We start from the raw sequence: 15,102 nt of genomic DNA on the forward strand, positions 1-15,102 counted from the left end.
ACCGGTCTCCTGACAAGATGAGAGCGAAGCCATGTCCAATTCCTTTGCCAAGGCCCTGCACAGCGATAGGCCCGTACCGGCCCTTGCCGAGAAACTGAACCTTTATGGCCGCTTCGTCGGCGCCTGGACGTTCGACGCCACGCGCCATCTCGAGGACGGCCAGGTGCTGACCGGGCGCGGCGAAGTGCATTTCGGCTGGGTGCTCGAGGGCCGCGCGATCCAGGACGTATGGATCCTGCCCGCTCGCGACGCCGGCCCCTCGCCGTCGCTCGGCAAATGGACCTTCTATGGCACGACGTTGCGCGTCTATGACTCAGGCGTCGACGCCTGGCACATCTTCTGGAGCGACCCGCGCAACCAGTATTACAGCCGCCAGCTGGGCCGCGTCGAAGGCGACACGATCGTCCAATTGGGCGCAGACGGCACCGGCGCTTCGGTACGCTGGAGCTTTTCCCGGATCACCGGAGATTCCTTCCGCTGGCTGGGCGAGCGCTCGTATGACGACGGCGCCACCTGGCGTGTCGAAGTCGAGTTTCTGGCGCGGCGCGCCGCCAGCCCCTGATCCGCACGGTTTCCACTGGCACCGCTTTGCTCTACCAATCCCGTTATCCGGCATTGCCGGCGGGGAGGGTCAGCATGCCGAGCTTCGACAGCCTGTTCAACGCCTTCGTCACCATACTGGTGACGATCGATCCGCCCGGCCTGGCGCCGCTCTTCCTCGCCGTGACCCGCGGCATGAACCGCGAGGAGCGCAACCAGGTCTCCGTGCGCGCCTCGGTCATCGCCTTCCTGGTGATGGCGTTGTTCGCAGTCGCCGGCGCGTCGATCCTGTCAGTCTTCGGCATCACCCTGCCGGCCTTCCGCGTCGCCGGCGGCTTTCTGCTGTTCTTCATCGCCTTCGAAATGGTGTTCGAGCGCCGGCAGGACCGCAAGGAGAAGATCGGCGATGTCGCCATCACCAGGGACATGATCCACAACATCGCCGCCTTTCCGCTGGCGATCCCGCTTATTGCGGGTCCCGGCGCGATTTCGGCGACCGTCCTGCTCTCAAGCTCGTTTCAGGGTTTTAGCGCGCAGACAGCACTTGTCGGCATCATCGCGATCTGCCTTGTCATCACCTACCTGGTGTTCGTGCTGTCAGAGCGCATCGACCGTATCCTCGGCCAGACCGGCCGTTCGATCCTCACGCGGCTGCTTGGCGTCATACTGGCGGCGCTCGCCGTGCAGTTCGTCGCCGACGGCATCAAGGCACTGATGGCGACGTAGGAACCGCCCTACTTCGCCGTCTCGATCACTTCGAAGTCATGGGTGATCACGGCGGTCTTGGCCATCATTGCCGAGGCCGAGCAGTATTTCTCGATCGAAAGCTCGATCGCGCGCTTTACCTTGTCGTGCGACAGCGCCCGGCCCTTGACGACGAAATGCATGTGGATGCGGGTGAACACCTTGGGATCGGCTTCTGCACGGTCGGCATCGAGTTCGACGACGCAATCTTCGACCGCCTCGCGCCCCTTTTCCAGGATATGGACCACGTCATAAGCCGAACAGCCGCCGGTGCCGATCAGCACCAGCTCCATTGGGCTCGGCCCCGGCGTCTTGCCCTCCGGCCCGAACGCAGTGCCTAGCACCAGCTTGTGCCCACTGGCGGACTCGCCGACGAAAGTGCGCTCCTCGACCCATTTGACCCTTGCTTTCACTGATCCGTCCTTTCACCGCTCAAACGCACAACGTCCCGAAAATCCAAGACAGATTTTCGGGACGCCATTTCGTGGCCAAGGTGCTGGCGCTTTTCGCCGCAAGGGCAGTCCGCCCCGAGAAATCAGAACGGGATTTCGTCGTCCAGTTCGCGCGACGAACCACCGCCGGTGCCCTTGTTGGCGCCACCGCGATTGAAACTTTCGCCCGGGCCGGACTGGCCGAAATCGGACCCGCGGCTGGCACCACCACCGGCATAGTTGCCGACCTGGCCGCCGCCCTCGCCCCGTGCATCGAGCATCTGCAGCTCGCCGCGGAATTTCTGCAGCACGATTTCGGTCGTATAGCGGTCATTGCCGGTCTGGTCCTGCCACTTGCGCGTCTGCAACTGGCCCTCGACGTAGACTTTCATGCCCTTCTTCAGATACTGCTCGGCCACCTTGGCGATCTGATCGTTGAAGATCACGACATTGTGCCACTCGGTCTTTTCCTTGCGCTCTCCGGACGTCTTGTCGCGCCAGCTTTCCGACGTCGCGATGCGGATGTTGACAACCGGGTCACCCGAATTCAGGCGGCGGATTTCAGGGTCCGCCCCGAGGTTGCCCACCAGAATGACCTTGTTGACGCTACCCGCCATGATACTTCTCCGCGCTCATCCGAAACCAGATTTCTGTCGCTGCACCTTACAGGCTATGGATAAGCCATGCCTGCCGTCGCTGCCTTTTCCCACAACGTTTTTGTTCTCTTTTCGTTCTATAGTACAGGCCCTGCACTGTCAATAGTTGTCAGTAAGAAGTAGTGTCTTGGCGTCGAATTTCCACAGACCATGGGATCGAGGCGAACGCATGAAGACGGTTGCGCATGACGATCAGCCGCAAGAAGAATGGCGGGCGGGGGTAAAGACCCGAATGCATGTCTCGGCCCGCAACGGCGCAACTCAACTTTGCATATTCGAACAATGGGTCGAACCAGCGGTTGGCGCCCCGACACATTGGCACCCGGTCGAGGAAGTGCTTACCGTCATCGCTGGCAAGGCCGAGATGTGGATCGACGAAGAGCATGTCCTCTTGACTGCCGGACAGTCGCTTGTTGTTGCCGCGCGCAGGCGACATGGCTTCCGAAACGTCGGCTCCGAAATGCTTCATATCCATGCCGTGCTCGCGTCACCAGTTTTCGAGGCGACGTTCAACGGATCCCCTGACATGGTGAGACGCTGGCTTCCAGCGAGTTTGTAAAACCTCGCCCGTCTTAAAAAACACCGCCTGTCTTAAAAACACGGCTTGCCAAACCGATAAGTATCGACTTATGCTTTTGACATGATCGAAGCAGAGATTTTTCGGGCACTGGCCGATCCGACGCGTCGCGCCGTCTATGAGCGGCTCGCCGGCGGCGAGATGACGGTGTCGGAACTGCGCACTGGCATGCCGGTATCGCAGCCGGCGGTATCGCAACACCTCGCCGTGCTGCGCGGCGCCGGCCTCGTGGTCGAGCGCCGGGCCGGTCGCAACGCCTATTACCGCGCCGATCCGAAGGGGCTTGCGCCACTGCTCGGCTGGATCGAACGCTACCGCGCGTTCTGGCCAGAGCGCATCGAAAGGCTCAAGACGGTTTTGAAGGACATGGACCAATGACCAGCCGAGGCAAAGAACGCGCGGAAATGGCGGCAGACAAGATCGAGTTCGAGTGCGAGCTGCCGGAGCCGCCGGAAAAGGTGTGGCGGGCGCTGACGGTGCCGGACCTGCTCGCGGCCTGGATGATGCCGAACGACATTGAACCAAAGATCGGTAGCCGCTTTGCCTTTAAAGCGCCGGAGGCGCCGATCGAATGCGAAATCCTCGACGCCGATCCCGGACGGCTGCTGCGCTATTCCTGGCGAGAACGGCCGGCGCCCGGCGATACACAGGCGCCGCCCGGCAGCCCGGTGGACAGCCCAATGGACGACAGCCCGGTGGACAGCATCGTCACCTTTACGCTCGATCGCACCGTTTCCGGCGGCACGCATCTGCGCATCGTCCATGATGGTTTTGCTCGGGCAGCGATGCCGGAGATCGCGATGGCAGGCGCCGGCTGTCGCCTTTCGTTTGAAGCGCGCAATCCCAGGCACAAGCAGATCGCCGCCAACATCCCGCGCCTCTTCCTGCGCGCGGCCTGAACGACAATAGTCAACGGAGAGAAACGATGAGCGGCCTTGCCGATCTGGTGCCGATGGTGATCGAGCAGTCGAGCCGCGGCGAACGCGCCTTCGACATATTTTCGCGGCTGCTGCGCGAGCGCATCGTCTTCATCAACGGCCCGATCGACGACGGCACCTCGGCGCTGGTCTGCGCCCAGCTTCTGTCGCTGGAATCCGACAATTCCGACAAGGAGGTCTCGCTCTACATCAACTCGCCGGGCGGCGTGGTGACCAGCGGTTTCGCCATCTACGACACGATGCAGTACATCAGCTGCCCGGTCTCCACCGTTTGTATGGGCTTCGCCGCCTCGATGGCCTCGTTCCTCTTGATGGCGGGCACGCCGGGGCGGCGCATCGCATTGCCCAACGCCAGCATCGTGCTGCATCAGCCTCTCGGGGGTTTCCAGGGCCAGGCCTCCGACATCCAGCGCCATGCCGAGGGCATCCTTCGCACCAAGCGGCGCATGACCGATCTTTACGCCCAGCATTGCGGCCGCACCTACGAAGAAGTGGAACGCACGCTCGACCGCGACTTTTTCATGACCGCGCAGGAGGCGAAGGATTGGGGCCTCGTCGACCATGTTTTCGACACTCGCAAACAGGCCGCGTGAAGCACCTTCGAAGCGATATAAGGGCCGGCAACTTTCAGCGCCGCCGGTCTGGCTTCGGCGCTATCGCCGCACTATAGTCAGGTGATGACCGCCAGCCGTTCACCCAGCCTATACCTTGCCATTGCCGCCATTGTGGGCACGAACATGCTGGTGGGCACGGCATTTGCCCAAGATAATTCGACGTCGGCGCAAAGGGGCGCCCTGCCCGGTGTGACCAGCGACTATCGCATCGCCGAGCCAGCGCTGCAGCCCGAGCCCGACGGGGCGGTTCCCAGCAGCGGCTACGGCACATTCAAGATCGGCGATACCGAAGTTCGGATTTCCGGTAGCATCACCATCGATGTCGCCACCGGCGGGATCAGGCCTCCCAGCCGCTAAGTTCGCCTGGTATGCACCGCAAATGTGCGCTTCAAACGAACAGCCCCGCCATTGCTTGTGCAACTGACGGGGCCTCTTGGATCTGAAATCCAAATTGCCGGGAGTGTACTGCCGGCTTTTTATTTCGGATGCTTCGCGGCATTCAGCCGACGATCCGACTAGCAGTCTCTGATTGTTGTGGGGATCGGCAGGTCAACGTTGGCAGGTAGCGCTAAACGCCTGACCTGGCTACTTATACCTGCCGCGGCTCCAGCGACACGTGGAGCCTCAAGGAACTATCCGGTGGAGTCATGCCTCTGCTCTCCTTCTGTTCGTTGCGACTGTCGTCGTCGAAGCGCTCATCGCATAACCCGCGGCGTCTCGCAGGCTAGCCCCAGGCCGCGAGGCCATCAAAAGACGGCCGGCTTCGTTGACGTTTGGAGTCTGCCCCCGTGACGCATGGACGTCAACCTTGAATAGCCGATTACCGAAAAATGTGATCGCGAGACGCATTGTGAAGCCGGCTGTACGGGCAGCTTTTGTCAGGAGCGTGTTCGGCCTTTGTTCTTTCCGCTTGCCCGTTCGCGCGAAAGGCGGTTAAACGCATTGGTCGAGAGTTGTGGCGTCTCTCGAAAAGGCGGCGAAATTACCTACATAGGGGGTGGTCGGGAAAACCCGCCCATCCCACGAATTCCAGATTCTGAGGCGGCGACCGGCGATGGCCGACCATAAATATCTCTCCGTTCGCGGGGCACGCGAACACAATCTGAAGAATGTCGATCTCGACCTGCCGCGTGACAGCCTGATTGTCATGACCGGCCTGTCGGGGTCCGGCAAGTCGTCGCTTGCCTTCGACACCATCTATGCCGAAGGCCAGCGCCGCTATGTCGAGAGCCTTTCGGCCTACGCACGGCAATTCCTCGAGATGATGCAGAAGCCGGACGTCGACCAGATCGACGGCCTGTCGCCGGCCATCTCCATCGAGCAGAAGACCACCTCGAAGAACCCGCGCTCGACGGTCGGCACCGTCACCGAGATCTACGATTATATGCGGCTTTTGTTCGCCCGCGTCGGCATCCCCTATTCGCCGGCCACCGGCCTGCCGATCGAGAGCCAGACGGTTTCGCAGATGGTCGACCGGGTGCTTGCGGTCGAAGAGGGCACCCGGCTGTTCATCCTGGCACCGATGGTGCGCGGCCGCAAAGGCGAGTACCGCAAGGAACTGCTCGAGCTGCAGAAAAAGGGTTTTCAGCGCGTCAAGGTCGACGGCGTCTTCTACGAGATCGCCGACGTGCCGGCGCTGGACAAGAAGTACAAGCACGACATCGACGTCGTCGTCGACCGCATCGTCGTGCGCGGCGATCTGGCGACGCGGCTCGCCGATTCCATCGAGACTGCGCTGAAGCTGGCCGACGGGCTGGCGGTGGCGGAATTTGCCGACAAGCCGCTCGACGCCAGCCAGACCGGCGAGGATTCGGTCAACAAGTCGAAGAACGAGACGCATGAGCGCATGCTGTTCTCGGAAAAATTCGCCTGCCCGGTGTCCGGCTTCACCATTCCCGAGATCGAGCCCAGGCTGTTCTCGTTCAACAATCCGTTCGGCGCCTGCCCGACCTGTGACGGGCTCGGCAGCCAGCGCGCCATTGACGCCAGCCTGGTCGTGCCCGACGAGAATGTCTCGCTGCGTGCCGGCGCCGTCAGCCCGTGGGCGAAGTCGACCTCACCCTATTATGCGCAGACGCTGGAAGCGCTGGGCGTTGCCTATGGCTTCAAGCTCGGCGACAAGTTCAAGGATTTGAGCGAAGAGGCAAAGCAAGCCATCCTGCACGGCACTGGCGAGCGCGAAATCGCCTTCCAGTATGATGACGGGCTGCGCTCCTACAAGACGACCAAGACCTTCGAGGGCGTCATCCCCAATCTCGAGCGCCGCTGGAAGGAAACCGAATCCGCCTGGATGCGCGAGGAGATCGAGCGCTTCATGTCGGCCACGCCCTGCCCGGCCTGCCGCGGCTACCGGCTGAAGCCCGAGGCGCTCGCAGTCAAGATCGCCGGCAAGCACATTGGCGAGGTCACCGAGCTGTCGATCCGCAAGGCTGACCAGTGGTTCACCGATTTGCCTGCTTCGCTTAACGACAAGCAGAACGAGATCGCAGTGCGCGTGCTCAAGGAAATCCGCGAGCGGCTGCGCTTCCTCAACGATGTCGGTCTCGACTATCTGACGCTGTCGCGCAACTCCGGCACGCTGTCGGGCGGCGAGAGCCAGCGCATCCGCCTCGCTTCGCAGATCGGCTCCGGCCTGACCGGCGTGCTCTACGTGCTCGACGAGCCGTCGATCGGCCTGCATCAGCGCGACAATGCCCGCCTGCTCGACACGCTGAAGCATCTGCGCGACATCGGCAACACGGTCATCGTCGTCGAGCACGACGAGGATGCCATCCTGCATGCCGACTACGTCGTCGATATCGGCCCGGCCGCCGGCATCCATGGCGGTCACATCATCGCCCAGGGCACACCGCAGCAGATCATGGCGACTCCCGCCTCGATCACCGGCAAATATCTGTCGGGCGAGCTCGAAGTGGCGACGCCTGCGGTTCGGCGCGAGGCGAAAAAGAACCGCCGGCTGAAGGTCGTCGGCGCGCGCGGCAACAATCTGAAGAACGTCACCGCTGAAATCCCGCTCGGCACGTTTACCGCCGTCACCGGCGTGTCCGGCGGCGGCAAGTCGACCTTCCTGATCGAGACCTTGTTCAAGGCGGCGTCACGCCGCATCATGGGCTCGCGTGAGCATCCTGCCGATCACGACCGCATCGAAGGGCTGGAATTCCTCGACAAGGTCATCGATATCGACCAGTCGCCGATCGGGCGCACCCCGCGCTCCAACCCTGCAACCTATACCGGCGCCTTCACGCCGATCCGCGACTGGTTCGCCGGCCTGCCGGAGGCCAAGGCGCGCGGCTACCAGCCGGGCCGTTTCTCGTTCAACGTCAAGGGCGGCCGCTGCGAGGCCTGCCAGGGCGACGGCGTCATCAAGATCGAGATGCATTTTCTGCCCGACGTCTATGTCACCTGTGATGTCTGCCACGGCAAGCGCTACAACCGCGAGACGCTCGACGTGCTGTTCAAGGGCAAGTCCATCGCCGACGTGCTCGACATGACGGTCGAGGAAGGCGTCGATTTCTTCGCCGCCGTGCCCGGCGTGCGCGACAAGCTGGAGACGCTGAAACGGGTCGGCCTCGGCTACATCCATGTTGGCCAGCAGGCGACGACTTTATCGGGCGGCGAAGCGCAGCGCATCAAGCTCGCCAAGGAACTGTCGCGCAAGGCAACCGGCAAAACGCTCTACATCCTCGACGAACCGACCACCGGCCTGCATTTCCACGATGTCGCCAAGCTGCTTGAAGTGCTGCACGAGCTGGTCGACCAGGGCAACACGGTCGTCGTCATCGAGCACAATCTAGAGGTGATCAAGACCGCTGACTGGGTTCTCGATCTTGGCCCCGAAGGTGGTGACGGCGGCGGCGAGCTGGTGGCGTCCGGCACGCCTGAGGACATCGTTCGCGAAAAGCGCAGCTATACCGGGCAGTTCCTGAGGGAATTGCTGGAACGGCGCCCCGGAGGCAAGCGCGAAGCGGCGGAGTGATGGCAAAGAACGGTCTCATCACGGTCCAAAGCCGCTTCGGCGTGGCCGAAACCATAGATCGCCTGGTCGAGACTGTGGAACGTGCAGGATTGCTGGTCTTCGCCCGCATTGACCACGCCGCCGGTGCGCGCAATGTCGAAACATCACTGCGTCCAACCCAACTCCTGATTTTCGGCAATCCCAAAGGCGGTACGCCACTGATGCAGGACCGGCAGCTTGCCGGCATCGATCTGCCGGTCAAGGCGTTGGCCTGGGAGGACGAGCAAGGCAAGGTCTGGCTCTCCTACAATGACGCACACTGGCTGGCGGAACGCCACGGCTTGGGCGACGCTAGTCGCAATGCCGTCGCTGCGATCGCCGCCGGCATGGACAAGGTGATTGCGGCCGCTGCCGGCGCGGGCCAGTTTTGATCATGAGAGCCGCTCGGGCCGATGATCTCCCTACGGTGATCTCGCTCACCACCGACGCCTACGCGCCCTACACTGCCCTGTTCGGAGCGCCGCCGATCCCCGTCACCGAGGACTATGCGCCGCGCATAGAACGCGGCGAGGTCTGGCTTTCGGAGCAGTACGGACAGCCGGCCGGCCTGATCGTTCTCGAACGGCACGATGACCACACAGTGATCTTCAGCGTCGCCGTTGCGCCCGCCTTTCAAGGCAAGGGTTTCGGCATAGCGCTGCTCGACTGGGCCGAGCAACAGACGCGCCTGTGGAGCTTGCCTGAAATCCGACTCTACACCAATTCCAGAATGGAACGGAACGTTTCGTTGTATAAGGCCTACGGCTTTCGCGAAACGGGTCGCCGGCCCAATCCATATCGGCCAGGATGGACGGTCGTCGACATGGCGAAAGCCGTCGAGACGACCGCCATCGCGTGATCCTTTTTCTGCAAACCGGGAGGACTACCATGACTCAATCAGGAACAATCCGCGCTGGCATGGGCGGCTGGACCTTCGAGCCCTGGGACACGTCCTTCTACCCGGACAAATTGTCGAAGGCCAAGCAGCTGAATTACGCCAGCCGGCAGGTGCCGACCATCGAGGTCAACGGCACCTATTATTCGAGCTTCAAGGAGCCGACCTTCGTCAAATGGGCCAACGAGGCGCCGGATGGTTTCGTCTATTCGCTGAAGGGCAACCGCTTCGTCACCAACCGCCGCGTGCTCGGCGAGGCCGGCGAATCGGTGATGCGCTTCCTCGGGTCGGGCGTCGCGGCACTTGGCGACAAGCTTGGGCCGATCCTGTGGCAGTTCGCGCCGACCAAGCGGTTCGACCCGGACGACTTCGAGGCGTTCCTCAAGCTATTGCCGGAGAAGCAGGACGGCGTTGCGCTGCGCCACGCGGTCGAGGTGCGCAATGACAGCTTCGTCGTGCCCGAGTTCGCCGCCTTGGCACGCAAGCACAAGGTCGCGATCGTTTTTGCTGATCATGCTAAATATCCAGCGATTGCCGACGTCACCGGCGATTTCATCTATGCGCGGCTGCAGACCGGCAGCGACGACAATCCCGATTGCTATACGCCCAAGGCGCTCGACGAATGGGCGGCCCGCGCCAAGACTTGGGCGCAGGGCAAGGTACCGGCCGAGCTGCCGCGCGCCGATCCTTCGACCGACGCGCCGGTCAAGCCACGCGACGTGTTCGTCTACTTCATCACCGAGGGCAAGGTCCGCGCTCCATTCGGCGCCATCGCGCTGATGAAGCGGGTCGCAGGCTGACGCCCCGCTGTCGGCGGTCCGGCTGGCCGGCTCCTAGACTACCGCCTATGCGGCGCGCTCGTCCGGACGCCGATCAACCCTGACGATCTCGTTGAAAGCATCGAGATCGACATAGAAGACCTTGGTGATCTCCGCGATAAGTTCGTCGTGTTCATATCCCTGCGATTTCAGAATATTGATGGCGGTTATGATGTCGACACGCTCCGTGAGCCGTCGTTTCTGGTAGTCCTCGACATAGCGCTCCATCGTCTGGCCCTGGCTCCCAAGCACCCGAAATGTTGGACGACAACAGATCGCTGGAGGGAGCGGCTTGCGCGCAAGCGGCCCGCGCCTTCCCCTGATCTGCCAATTTGGAACTGGTACGGAAAGCGGCCGACTCACCAAGGCCAAGCAAAATCTAGCACGCAATCTTCGGCGCGCCAGAGTTGCAAAGTAATAGAATCAATAAGAATTCAGACGGTCAGGAATTTCCGCACGTCCGCCCGGTCGAGATCCTCGGCGGGGCCGGTATGGACGATCTGGCCGCGGTCCATGATATTGACCTCGTCGGCCAATTCCCGGCAGAAATCGAGATATTGTTCGACCAAAAGCACGGCAATGCCGGCTTGGTCGCGCAGATAGCGGATGGCGCGGCCGATATCCTTGATGATCGACGGCTGGATGCCTTCGGTCGGCTCGTCGAGCACCAGCAGTTTCGGCCGCATCACCAGTGCCCTGCCGATGGCAAGCTGCTGCTGCTGGCCGCCGGACAGATCGCCGCCGCGGCGCGCGAGCATCTGCTTCAGCACCGGAAACAGCTCGAAGACGTGACCGGGAATGTTGCGGTCGGCGCGCTTCAGCGGCGCGAATCCCGATTCGAGGTTTTCCCGCACCGTAAGCAGTGGAAAGATCTCCCTGCCCTGCGGCACGAATGCGATGCCCGACCGGGCGCGATCATACGCCGCGCTCCGGTCGAGCGCCTTCCCCTCGAAGGCAACACTTCCGCTCGTCAGCCGGTGATGGCCGACGATCGATCTCATCAAACTGGTTTTGCCGACGCCGTTGCGGCCGAGCACACAGGTGATCTTGCCGGCGCCGGCCTTTAGCGAGACGCCGCGCAGCGCCTGGGCGGCGCCGTAATGCAGCGTGGCATTGGAGACTTCGAGCATGGTCAGCGCTTTCTCCAACGCCTGAAAAACGAAAGGTCGAAATGATGGAACGGAACGCGCCAGACCATGCTCATCTCCCCAGGTAGACTTCGACGACGCGCTCGTCGGCCGAAACGAAGTCGAGCGAGCCCTCGGAAAGTACCGAGCCTTCGTGCAGGCAGGTAACCTTGACGCCGAGCTCGCGCACGAAATGCATGTCGTGCTCGACGACGATGATCGAATGGTCGCGCGCGATGTCTCTAAGCAGCCGCGCGGTTTCCTCAGTCTCGGCGTCTGTCATGCCGGCAACCGGTTCGTCGACCAGCAGCAGCTTCGGATCCTGCGCCAAAAGCATGCCGATCTCGAGCCATTGTTTTTGGCCATGGCTCAAATTGGCGGCGAGTTCGTCGCGCTTGTCGCCAAGCCGGATGATGCCGAGAATGTCGTCGATCTGCCGCGCTTCCGCGGCCGAGCGACGATGGAACAGTGCCGGGAAGATCGAGCGCGGGCCTTTCAGCGCCAGCATCAGATTGTCCTCGATCGTGTGGCTTTCGAAGACGGTCGGCTTCTGGAATTTACGGCCGATGCCCATCATGGCGATTTCGGCCTCGTCGTGTTTAGTCAGGTCGACCTCGCCGTCGAAGAAGACCTCGCCCGCGTCGGGCCGCGTCTTGCCGGTGACGATGTCCATCATCGTCGTCTTGCCGGCGCCGTTGGGGCCGATGATCGCCCGCATCTCGCCCTTGTCGAGCACCAGCGACAGGTTGTTGATGGCGCGAAAACCATCGAAGGAAACCGACACGCCGTCGAGATAGAGGATGGTGTTGCTCTTCGACATCAGGCCATCACTCCGCCGGCTGCGGTTCGGCACCGGAGGCCGACCAGTCGCCCGGCCTTCTCGCCGCCGAGCGATCGGTTTTCGGCGGCACCGGCGTGTCAGGATCGGTGCCGGCTTCCTCGGCAATCGAGGCTGCCCGCAGCGCCTTGGCATTGCCGCGCCAGGAATCCCACATGCCGATGATGCCCTTGGGCAGGAACAGCGTGACGGCGACAAACAGGCCGCCCAGCGCAAACAGCCAGAACTCCGGCAGCACGCCGGTGAACCAGGATTTACCGGCATTGACCAGAAGCGCGCCAATGATCGGTCCGACGATGGTGCCGCGCCCGCCGACGGCCGCCCACACCACCACCTCGATCGAATTGGACGGCTCGAACTCGCCAGGGTTGATGATGCCGACCTGCGGCACGTAAAGCGCACCGGCGATGCCGGCCATCACCGCCGACACGGTGAAGGCGAACAGTTTGACGTTCTCTGCCCGCCAGCCGAGAAAGCGCGTGCGGCTTTCGGCGTCGCGCACCGCCATCAAAAGCTTGCCGTATTTGGAACCGACGATTGCCCAGGTGACGAAGACGGCAAACGCGAGCATGACGGCGCTGGCCGCGAAAAGCGCCGAGCGTGTCATGTCGGCCTGCACGTTGAAGCCTAGAATGTCCTTGAAATCGGTCAGGCCGTTATTGCCGCCGAAACCCATGTCGTTGCGGAAAAAGGCAAGCAGCAGCGCATAGGTCATCGCCTGGGTGATGATCGACAGATAGACGCCGGTGACGCGGCTGCGGAACGCAAACCAGCCGAAGACGAAGGCGAGCAGGCCGGGCACCGCAAGCACCATGACCGCCGCGAACCAGAAATGGTCGAAGCCATACCAGAACCACGGCAATTCCTTGTAGTTCAGGAACACCATGAAGTCGGGCAGCAGCAGATTGCCGTAGACGCCTCGCGAGCCGATCTGGCGCATCAGGTACATGCCCATCGCATAGCCGCCGAGCGCGAAGAAGGCGCCGTGGCCGAGCGAGAGGATGCCGCAATAGCCCCAGACGAGATCGAGCGCCAAGGCGAGCAGTGCGTAGCAGAGATATTTGCCGGTGAGCGCCACGATATAAGACGGCACGTAGAAGGAACTTGTCGGCGAGACCGCAAGGTTGAGCAGCGGCACGACGATGGCGGCCGCCAGCAGGACGAAGATGGTGATGGCGACGCGACGATCGGCGCCGGCGGCAAAGAAACGTCCCGTGATCATGCTTCCACCGACCTGCCCTTGAGCGCAAACAAGCCGCGCGGGCGTTTCTGGATGAACAGGATGATCAGCACCAGGACGACGATCTTGCCGAGCACCGCTCCGGCATAAGGTTCGAGGAACTTGTTGACGATGCCGAGCGAGAAGGCGCCGACCAGCGTGCCCCAGAGATTGCCGACACCGCCGAAGACGACGACCATGAAGCTATCGATGATGTAGCCACGACCGAGATTGGGCGAGACGTTGTCGATCTGGCTGAGCGCGACACCGGCTATGCCGGCAATGCCGGAGCCGAGTGCAAACGTCAGGGCGTCGACCCACGGCGTCCTGATGCCCATCGAGGCGGCCATGCGGCGGTTGGCGGTGACGGCACGCATCTGCAGCCCCCAAGGCGTGCGCTTCATCACGTAGAGCAGCACCGCGAACACGCCAAGCGCGAATACCAGGATCCAGAGCCGGTTCCATGTCACGGCAAGCTGGCCGATATTGAACGAGCCGGACATCCATGACGGGTTGCCTACCTCCTGGTTGGTCGGCCCGAAGATGGTGCGTACGGCCTGCTGCAGGATCAGCGACACACCCCATGTCGCCAGCAGCGTCTCCAGCGGCCGGCCGTAGAGGAAGCGGATCAGCCCGCGCTCAATGACAAGGCCGACGAGCGCCGCCACTAGGAAGGCCAGCGGCAAGGCGATGACCAGCGACCAGTCGAACAGACCGGGAAAGGAATTCCGGATCACCTCCTGCACGACGAAGGTCGTGTAGGCACCGAGCATGACCATCTCGCCATGCGCCATGTTGATGACGCCCATGACGCCGAAGGTGATGGCCAGGCCAATCGCCGCCAGCAGCAGCACCGATCCGAGCGATATGCCGTACCAGATATTCTGGCCGGCATCCCACAGCGCCAGCGTCGAATTGATATTGGCGATCGCAGCCGTCGCCGCGTCCTTCACCGCACCTTCGGAATTGGCCTCTACAGACGTGAGCAGCGACACCGCATCGCGGTCGCCGCGCGCGCCGATGAGAGCGATAGCCGCCAGTTTGTCGGCCTCCAGCCTGTCGGAAACGAGAACCGACGCGGCGCGGGCATGTTCGAGCAGCGCCTTGACGCTTGCCACGCTCTCATTGGCGATGGCGGTGTCGAGCGGCTCGATGTTTGCCGCGTCCGGCGTCTTGAACATGGTGTCGGCGGCGGCAATGCGCACGGCCGGGTCCTTGGAGCCAAGCGTCAGTGTGCCCAGCGCGTCGCGGATGACGCGGCGCAGCGTGTTGTTGACTTTGATCTTGGTGATGTCGGCCTTGGCAGCTTCGCCCGATTTTTCGCCGGTGAGCGCATCGAGCAGCTCAATACCGTCGCCGCTCTCCTTGCCGACAAAGACCAGTGAATCGGCCTTGCGGACGTAAAGGCTGCCCTCCGCAAGCGCGGCAAGCGGCCGTTCGACGGCCGGATCGCCGGAAGCCGCAAGCTCGCGCACGACGGCTTCGATCGCCGGAAAATTGGCGGCAGTGGCGAATTTGGCGATGACGGCGCGCAGATCTGCTTCGCTGGCGTTCGACGGCAGCAGCGCCCCCAGGAGGAGCAGCAGCATCAGGCCAATCGCGCGGATCAGGATCATCGGTTTCTGGTGGCTCTTGGAGGTTGAATGTCGCCTCCGGGCAGGCTGGAGAAGGAGCCCGCCCGGAGGCTTTGCGGTCTGGGAGGACAGACCGG

At 62.5% G+C, this 15,102-nt stretch carries 18 protein-coding genes; 11 read left to right on the top strand and 7 right to left on the bottom strand.

Translation table 11 applies throughout. The features are described 5' to 3' along the window. Positions 1-31: 31 nt before the first annotated feature. Positions 32-562, top strand: coding sequence for a hypothetical protein (locus NKI01_RS00620; protein ID WP_023717794.1), 531 nt, complete (start codon positions 32-34; stop codon positions 560-562). A 74-nt stretch (positions 563-636) separates the two neighbouring features. After that, positions 637-1,266 (top strand): MarC family protein, encoded by a 630-nt coding sequence (locus tag NKI01_RS00625; RefSeq protein ID WP_023717795.1) that lies wholly within the window; start codon positions 637-639, stop codon positions 1,264-1,266. 8 nt (positions 1,267-1,274) lie between these two features. Here NKI01_RS00625 and NKI01_RS00630 read toward each other — a convergent pair whose 3' ends face one another. Both NKI01_RS00630 and NKI01_RS00635 read right to left on the bottom strand, forming a co-directional pair. After that, on the bottom strand, positions 1,275-1,697 hold the full coding sequence (locus NKI01_RS00630; protein WP_352482253.1) for an OsmC family protein: 423 nt from the start codon (positions 1,695-1,697) through the stop codon (positions 1,275-1,277). A gap of 122 nt (positions 1,698-1,819) precedes the next feature. After that, positions 1,820-2,332 (bottom strand): single-stranded DNA-binding protein, encoded by a 513-nt coding sequence (locus NKI01_RS00635; protein WP_023717797.1) that lies wholly within the window; start codon positions 2,330-2,332, stop codon positions 1,820-1,822. Between the two features lie 271 nt (positions 2,333-2,603). On the opposite strand from NKI01_RS00635, the gene NKI01_RS00640 reads away from it, so the two are divergent. The 9 genes from NKI01_RS00640 to NKI01_RS00680 all read left to right on the top strand — a co-directional run bounded on the left by NKI01_RS00640 (position 2,604) and on the right by NKI01_RS00680 (position 10,189). Further along, positions 2,604-2,930: a cupin domain-containing protein gene (locus NKI01_RS00640; RefSeq protein ID WP_352961746.1), complete on the top strand. Its 327-nt coding sequence runs from the start codon at positions 2,604-2,606 to the stop codon at positions 2,928-2,930. A gap of 81 nt (positions 2,931-3,011) precedes the next feature. Then, the gene (locus tag NKI01_RS00645; RefSeq protein WP_023717799.1) at positions 3,012-3,326 is read left to right on the top strand and encodes an ArsR/SmtB family transcription factor; all 315 of its coding nucleotides are present in this window, start codon (positions 3,012-3,014) and stop codon (positions 3,324-3,326) included. 26 nt (positions 3,327-3,352) lie between these two features. Continuing rightward, positions 3,353-3,847 (top strand): SRPBCC family protein, encoded by a 495-nt coding sequence (locus tag NKI01_RS00650; RefSeq protein ID WP_036244297.1) that lies wholly within the window; start codon positions 3,353-3,355, stop codon positions 3,845-3,847. A gap of 26 nt (positions 3,848-3,873) precedes the next feature. Continuing rightward, positions 3,874-4,479 (top strand): ATP-dependent Clp protease proteolytic subunit, encoded by a 606-nt coding sequence (locus NKI01_RS00655; protein WP_352961538.1) that lies wholly within the window; start codon positions 3,874-3,876, stop codon positions 4,477-4,479. Between the two features lie 84 nt (positions 4,480-4,563). Further along, positions 4,564-4,857, top strand: coding sequence for a hypothetical protein (locus NKI01_RS00660; protein WP_352789227.1), 294 nt, complete (start codon positions 4,564-4,566; stop codon positions 4,855-4,857). Between the two features lie 697 nt (positions 4,858-5,554). Beyond that, positions 5,555-8,476 carry an excinuclease ABC subunit UvrA gene (uvrA, locus tag NKI01_RS00665; protein WP_352961541.1) on the top strand — a complete coding sequence of 974 codons (2,922 nt, stop codon included), beginning with the start codon at positions 5,555-5,557 and terminating at the stop codon, positions 8,474-8,476. Beyond that, positions 8,476-8,886, top strand: a complete 411-nt coding sequence (locus NKI01_RS00670; protein ID WP_352961543.1) for a DUF302 domain-containing protein — start codon at positions 8,476-8,478, stop codon at positions 8,884-8,886. Before uvrA ends, NKI01_RS00670 begins: the two co-directional genes overlap by 1 nt. Next, complete coding sequence (locus tag NKI01_RS00675; protein ID WP_352494576.1) at positions 8,883-9,353, top strand: GNAT family N-acetyltransferase; 471 nt, start codon at positions 8,883-8,885, stop codon at positions 9,351-9,353. Before NKI01_RS00670 ends, NKI01_RS00675 begins: the two co-directional genes overlap by 4 nt. A 29-nt stretch (positions 9,354-9,382) precedes the next feature. Beyond that, positions 9,383-10,189, top strand: a complete 807-nt coding sequence (locus NKI01_RS00680; RefSeq protein WP_352494575.1) for a DUF72 domain-containing protein — start codon at positions 9,383-9,385, stop codon at positions 10,187-10,189. A 45-nt stretch (positions 10,190-10,234) separates the two neighbouring features. Here NKI01_RS00680 and NKI01_RS00685 read toward each other — a convergent pair whose 3' ends face one another. The 5 genes from NKI01_RS00685 to urtB form a co-directional block, all read right to left on the bottom strand. Further along, positions 10,235-10,435: a hypothetical protein gene (locus NKI01_RS00685; RefSeq protein WP_023717807.1), complete on the bottom strand. Its 201-nt coding sequence runs from the start codon at positions 10,433-10,435 to the stop codon at positions 10,235-10,237. Between the two features lie 206 nt (positions 10,436-10,641). Then, on the bottom strand, positions 10,642-11,337 hold the full coding sequence (urtE, locus tag NKI01_RS00690; RefSeq protein WP_126041867.1) for an urea ABC transporter ATP-binding subunit UrtE: 696 nt from the start codon (positions 11,335-11,337) through the stop codon (positions 10,642-10,644). A gap of 70 nt (positions 11,338-11,407) precedes the next feature. Beyond that, positions 11,408-12,154 (bottom strand): urea ABC transporter ATP-binding protein UrtD, encoded by a 747-nt coding sequence (gene urtD, locus NKI01_RS00695; RefSeq protein ID WP_352789221.1) that lies wholly within the window; start codon positions 12,152-12,154, stop codon positions 11,408-11,410. A gap of 7 nt (positions 12,155-12,161) precedes the next feature. Continuing rightward, positions 12,162-13,394 carry an urea ABC transporter permease subunit UrtC gene (gene urtC, locus NKI01_RS00700; RefSeq protein ID WP_352855380.1) on the bottom strand — a complete coding sequence of 411 codons (1,233 nt, stop codon included), beginning with the start codon at positions 13,392-13,394 and terminating at the stop codon, positions 12,162-12,164. Then, entirely contained in the window at positions 13,391-15,007 is a 1,617-nt protein-coding gene (urtB, locus tag NKI01_RS00705; RefSeq protein ID WP_352855381.1) for an urea ABC transporter permease subunit UrtB, read from the bottom strand. The genes urtC and urtB overlap by 4 nt, the downstream gene beginning before the upstream one ends. Positions 15,008-15,102: the final 95 nt, after the last annotated feature.

The sequence above is a fragment of the Mesorhizobium sp. M0815 genome, assembly GCF_040319995.1.
In the GTDB taxonomy this organism is placed as follows: domain Bacteria; phylum Pseudomonadota; class Alphaproteobacteria; order Rhizobiales; family Rhizobiaceae; genus Mesorhizobium.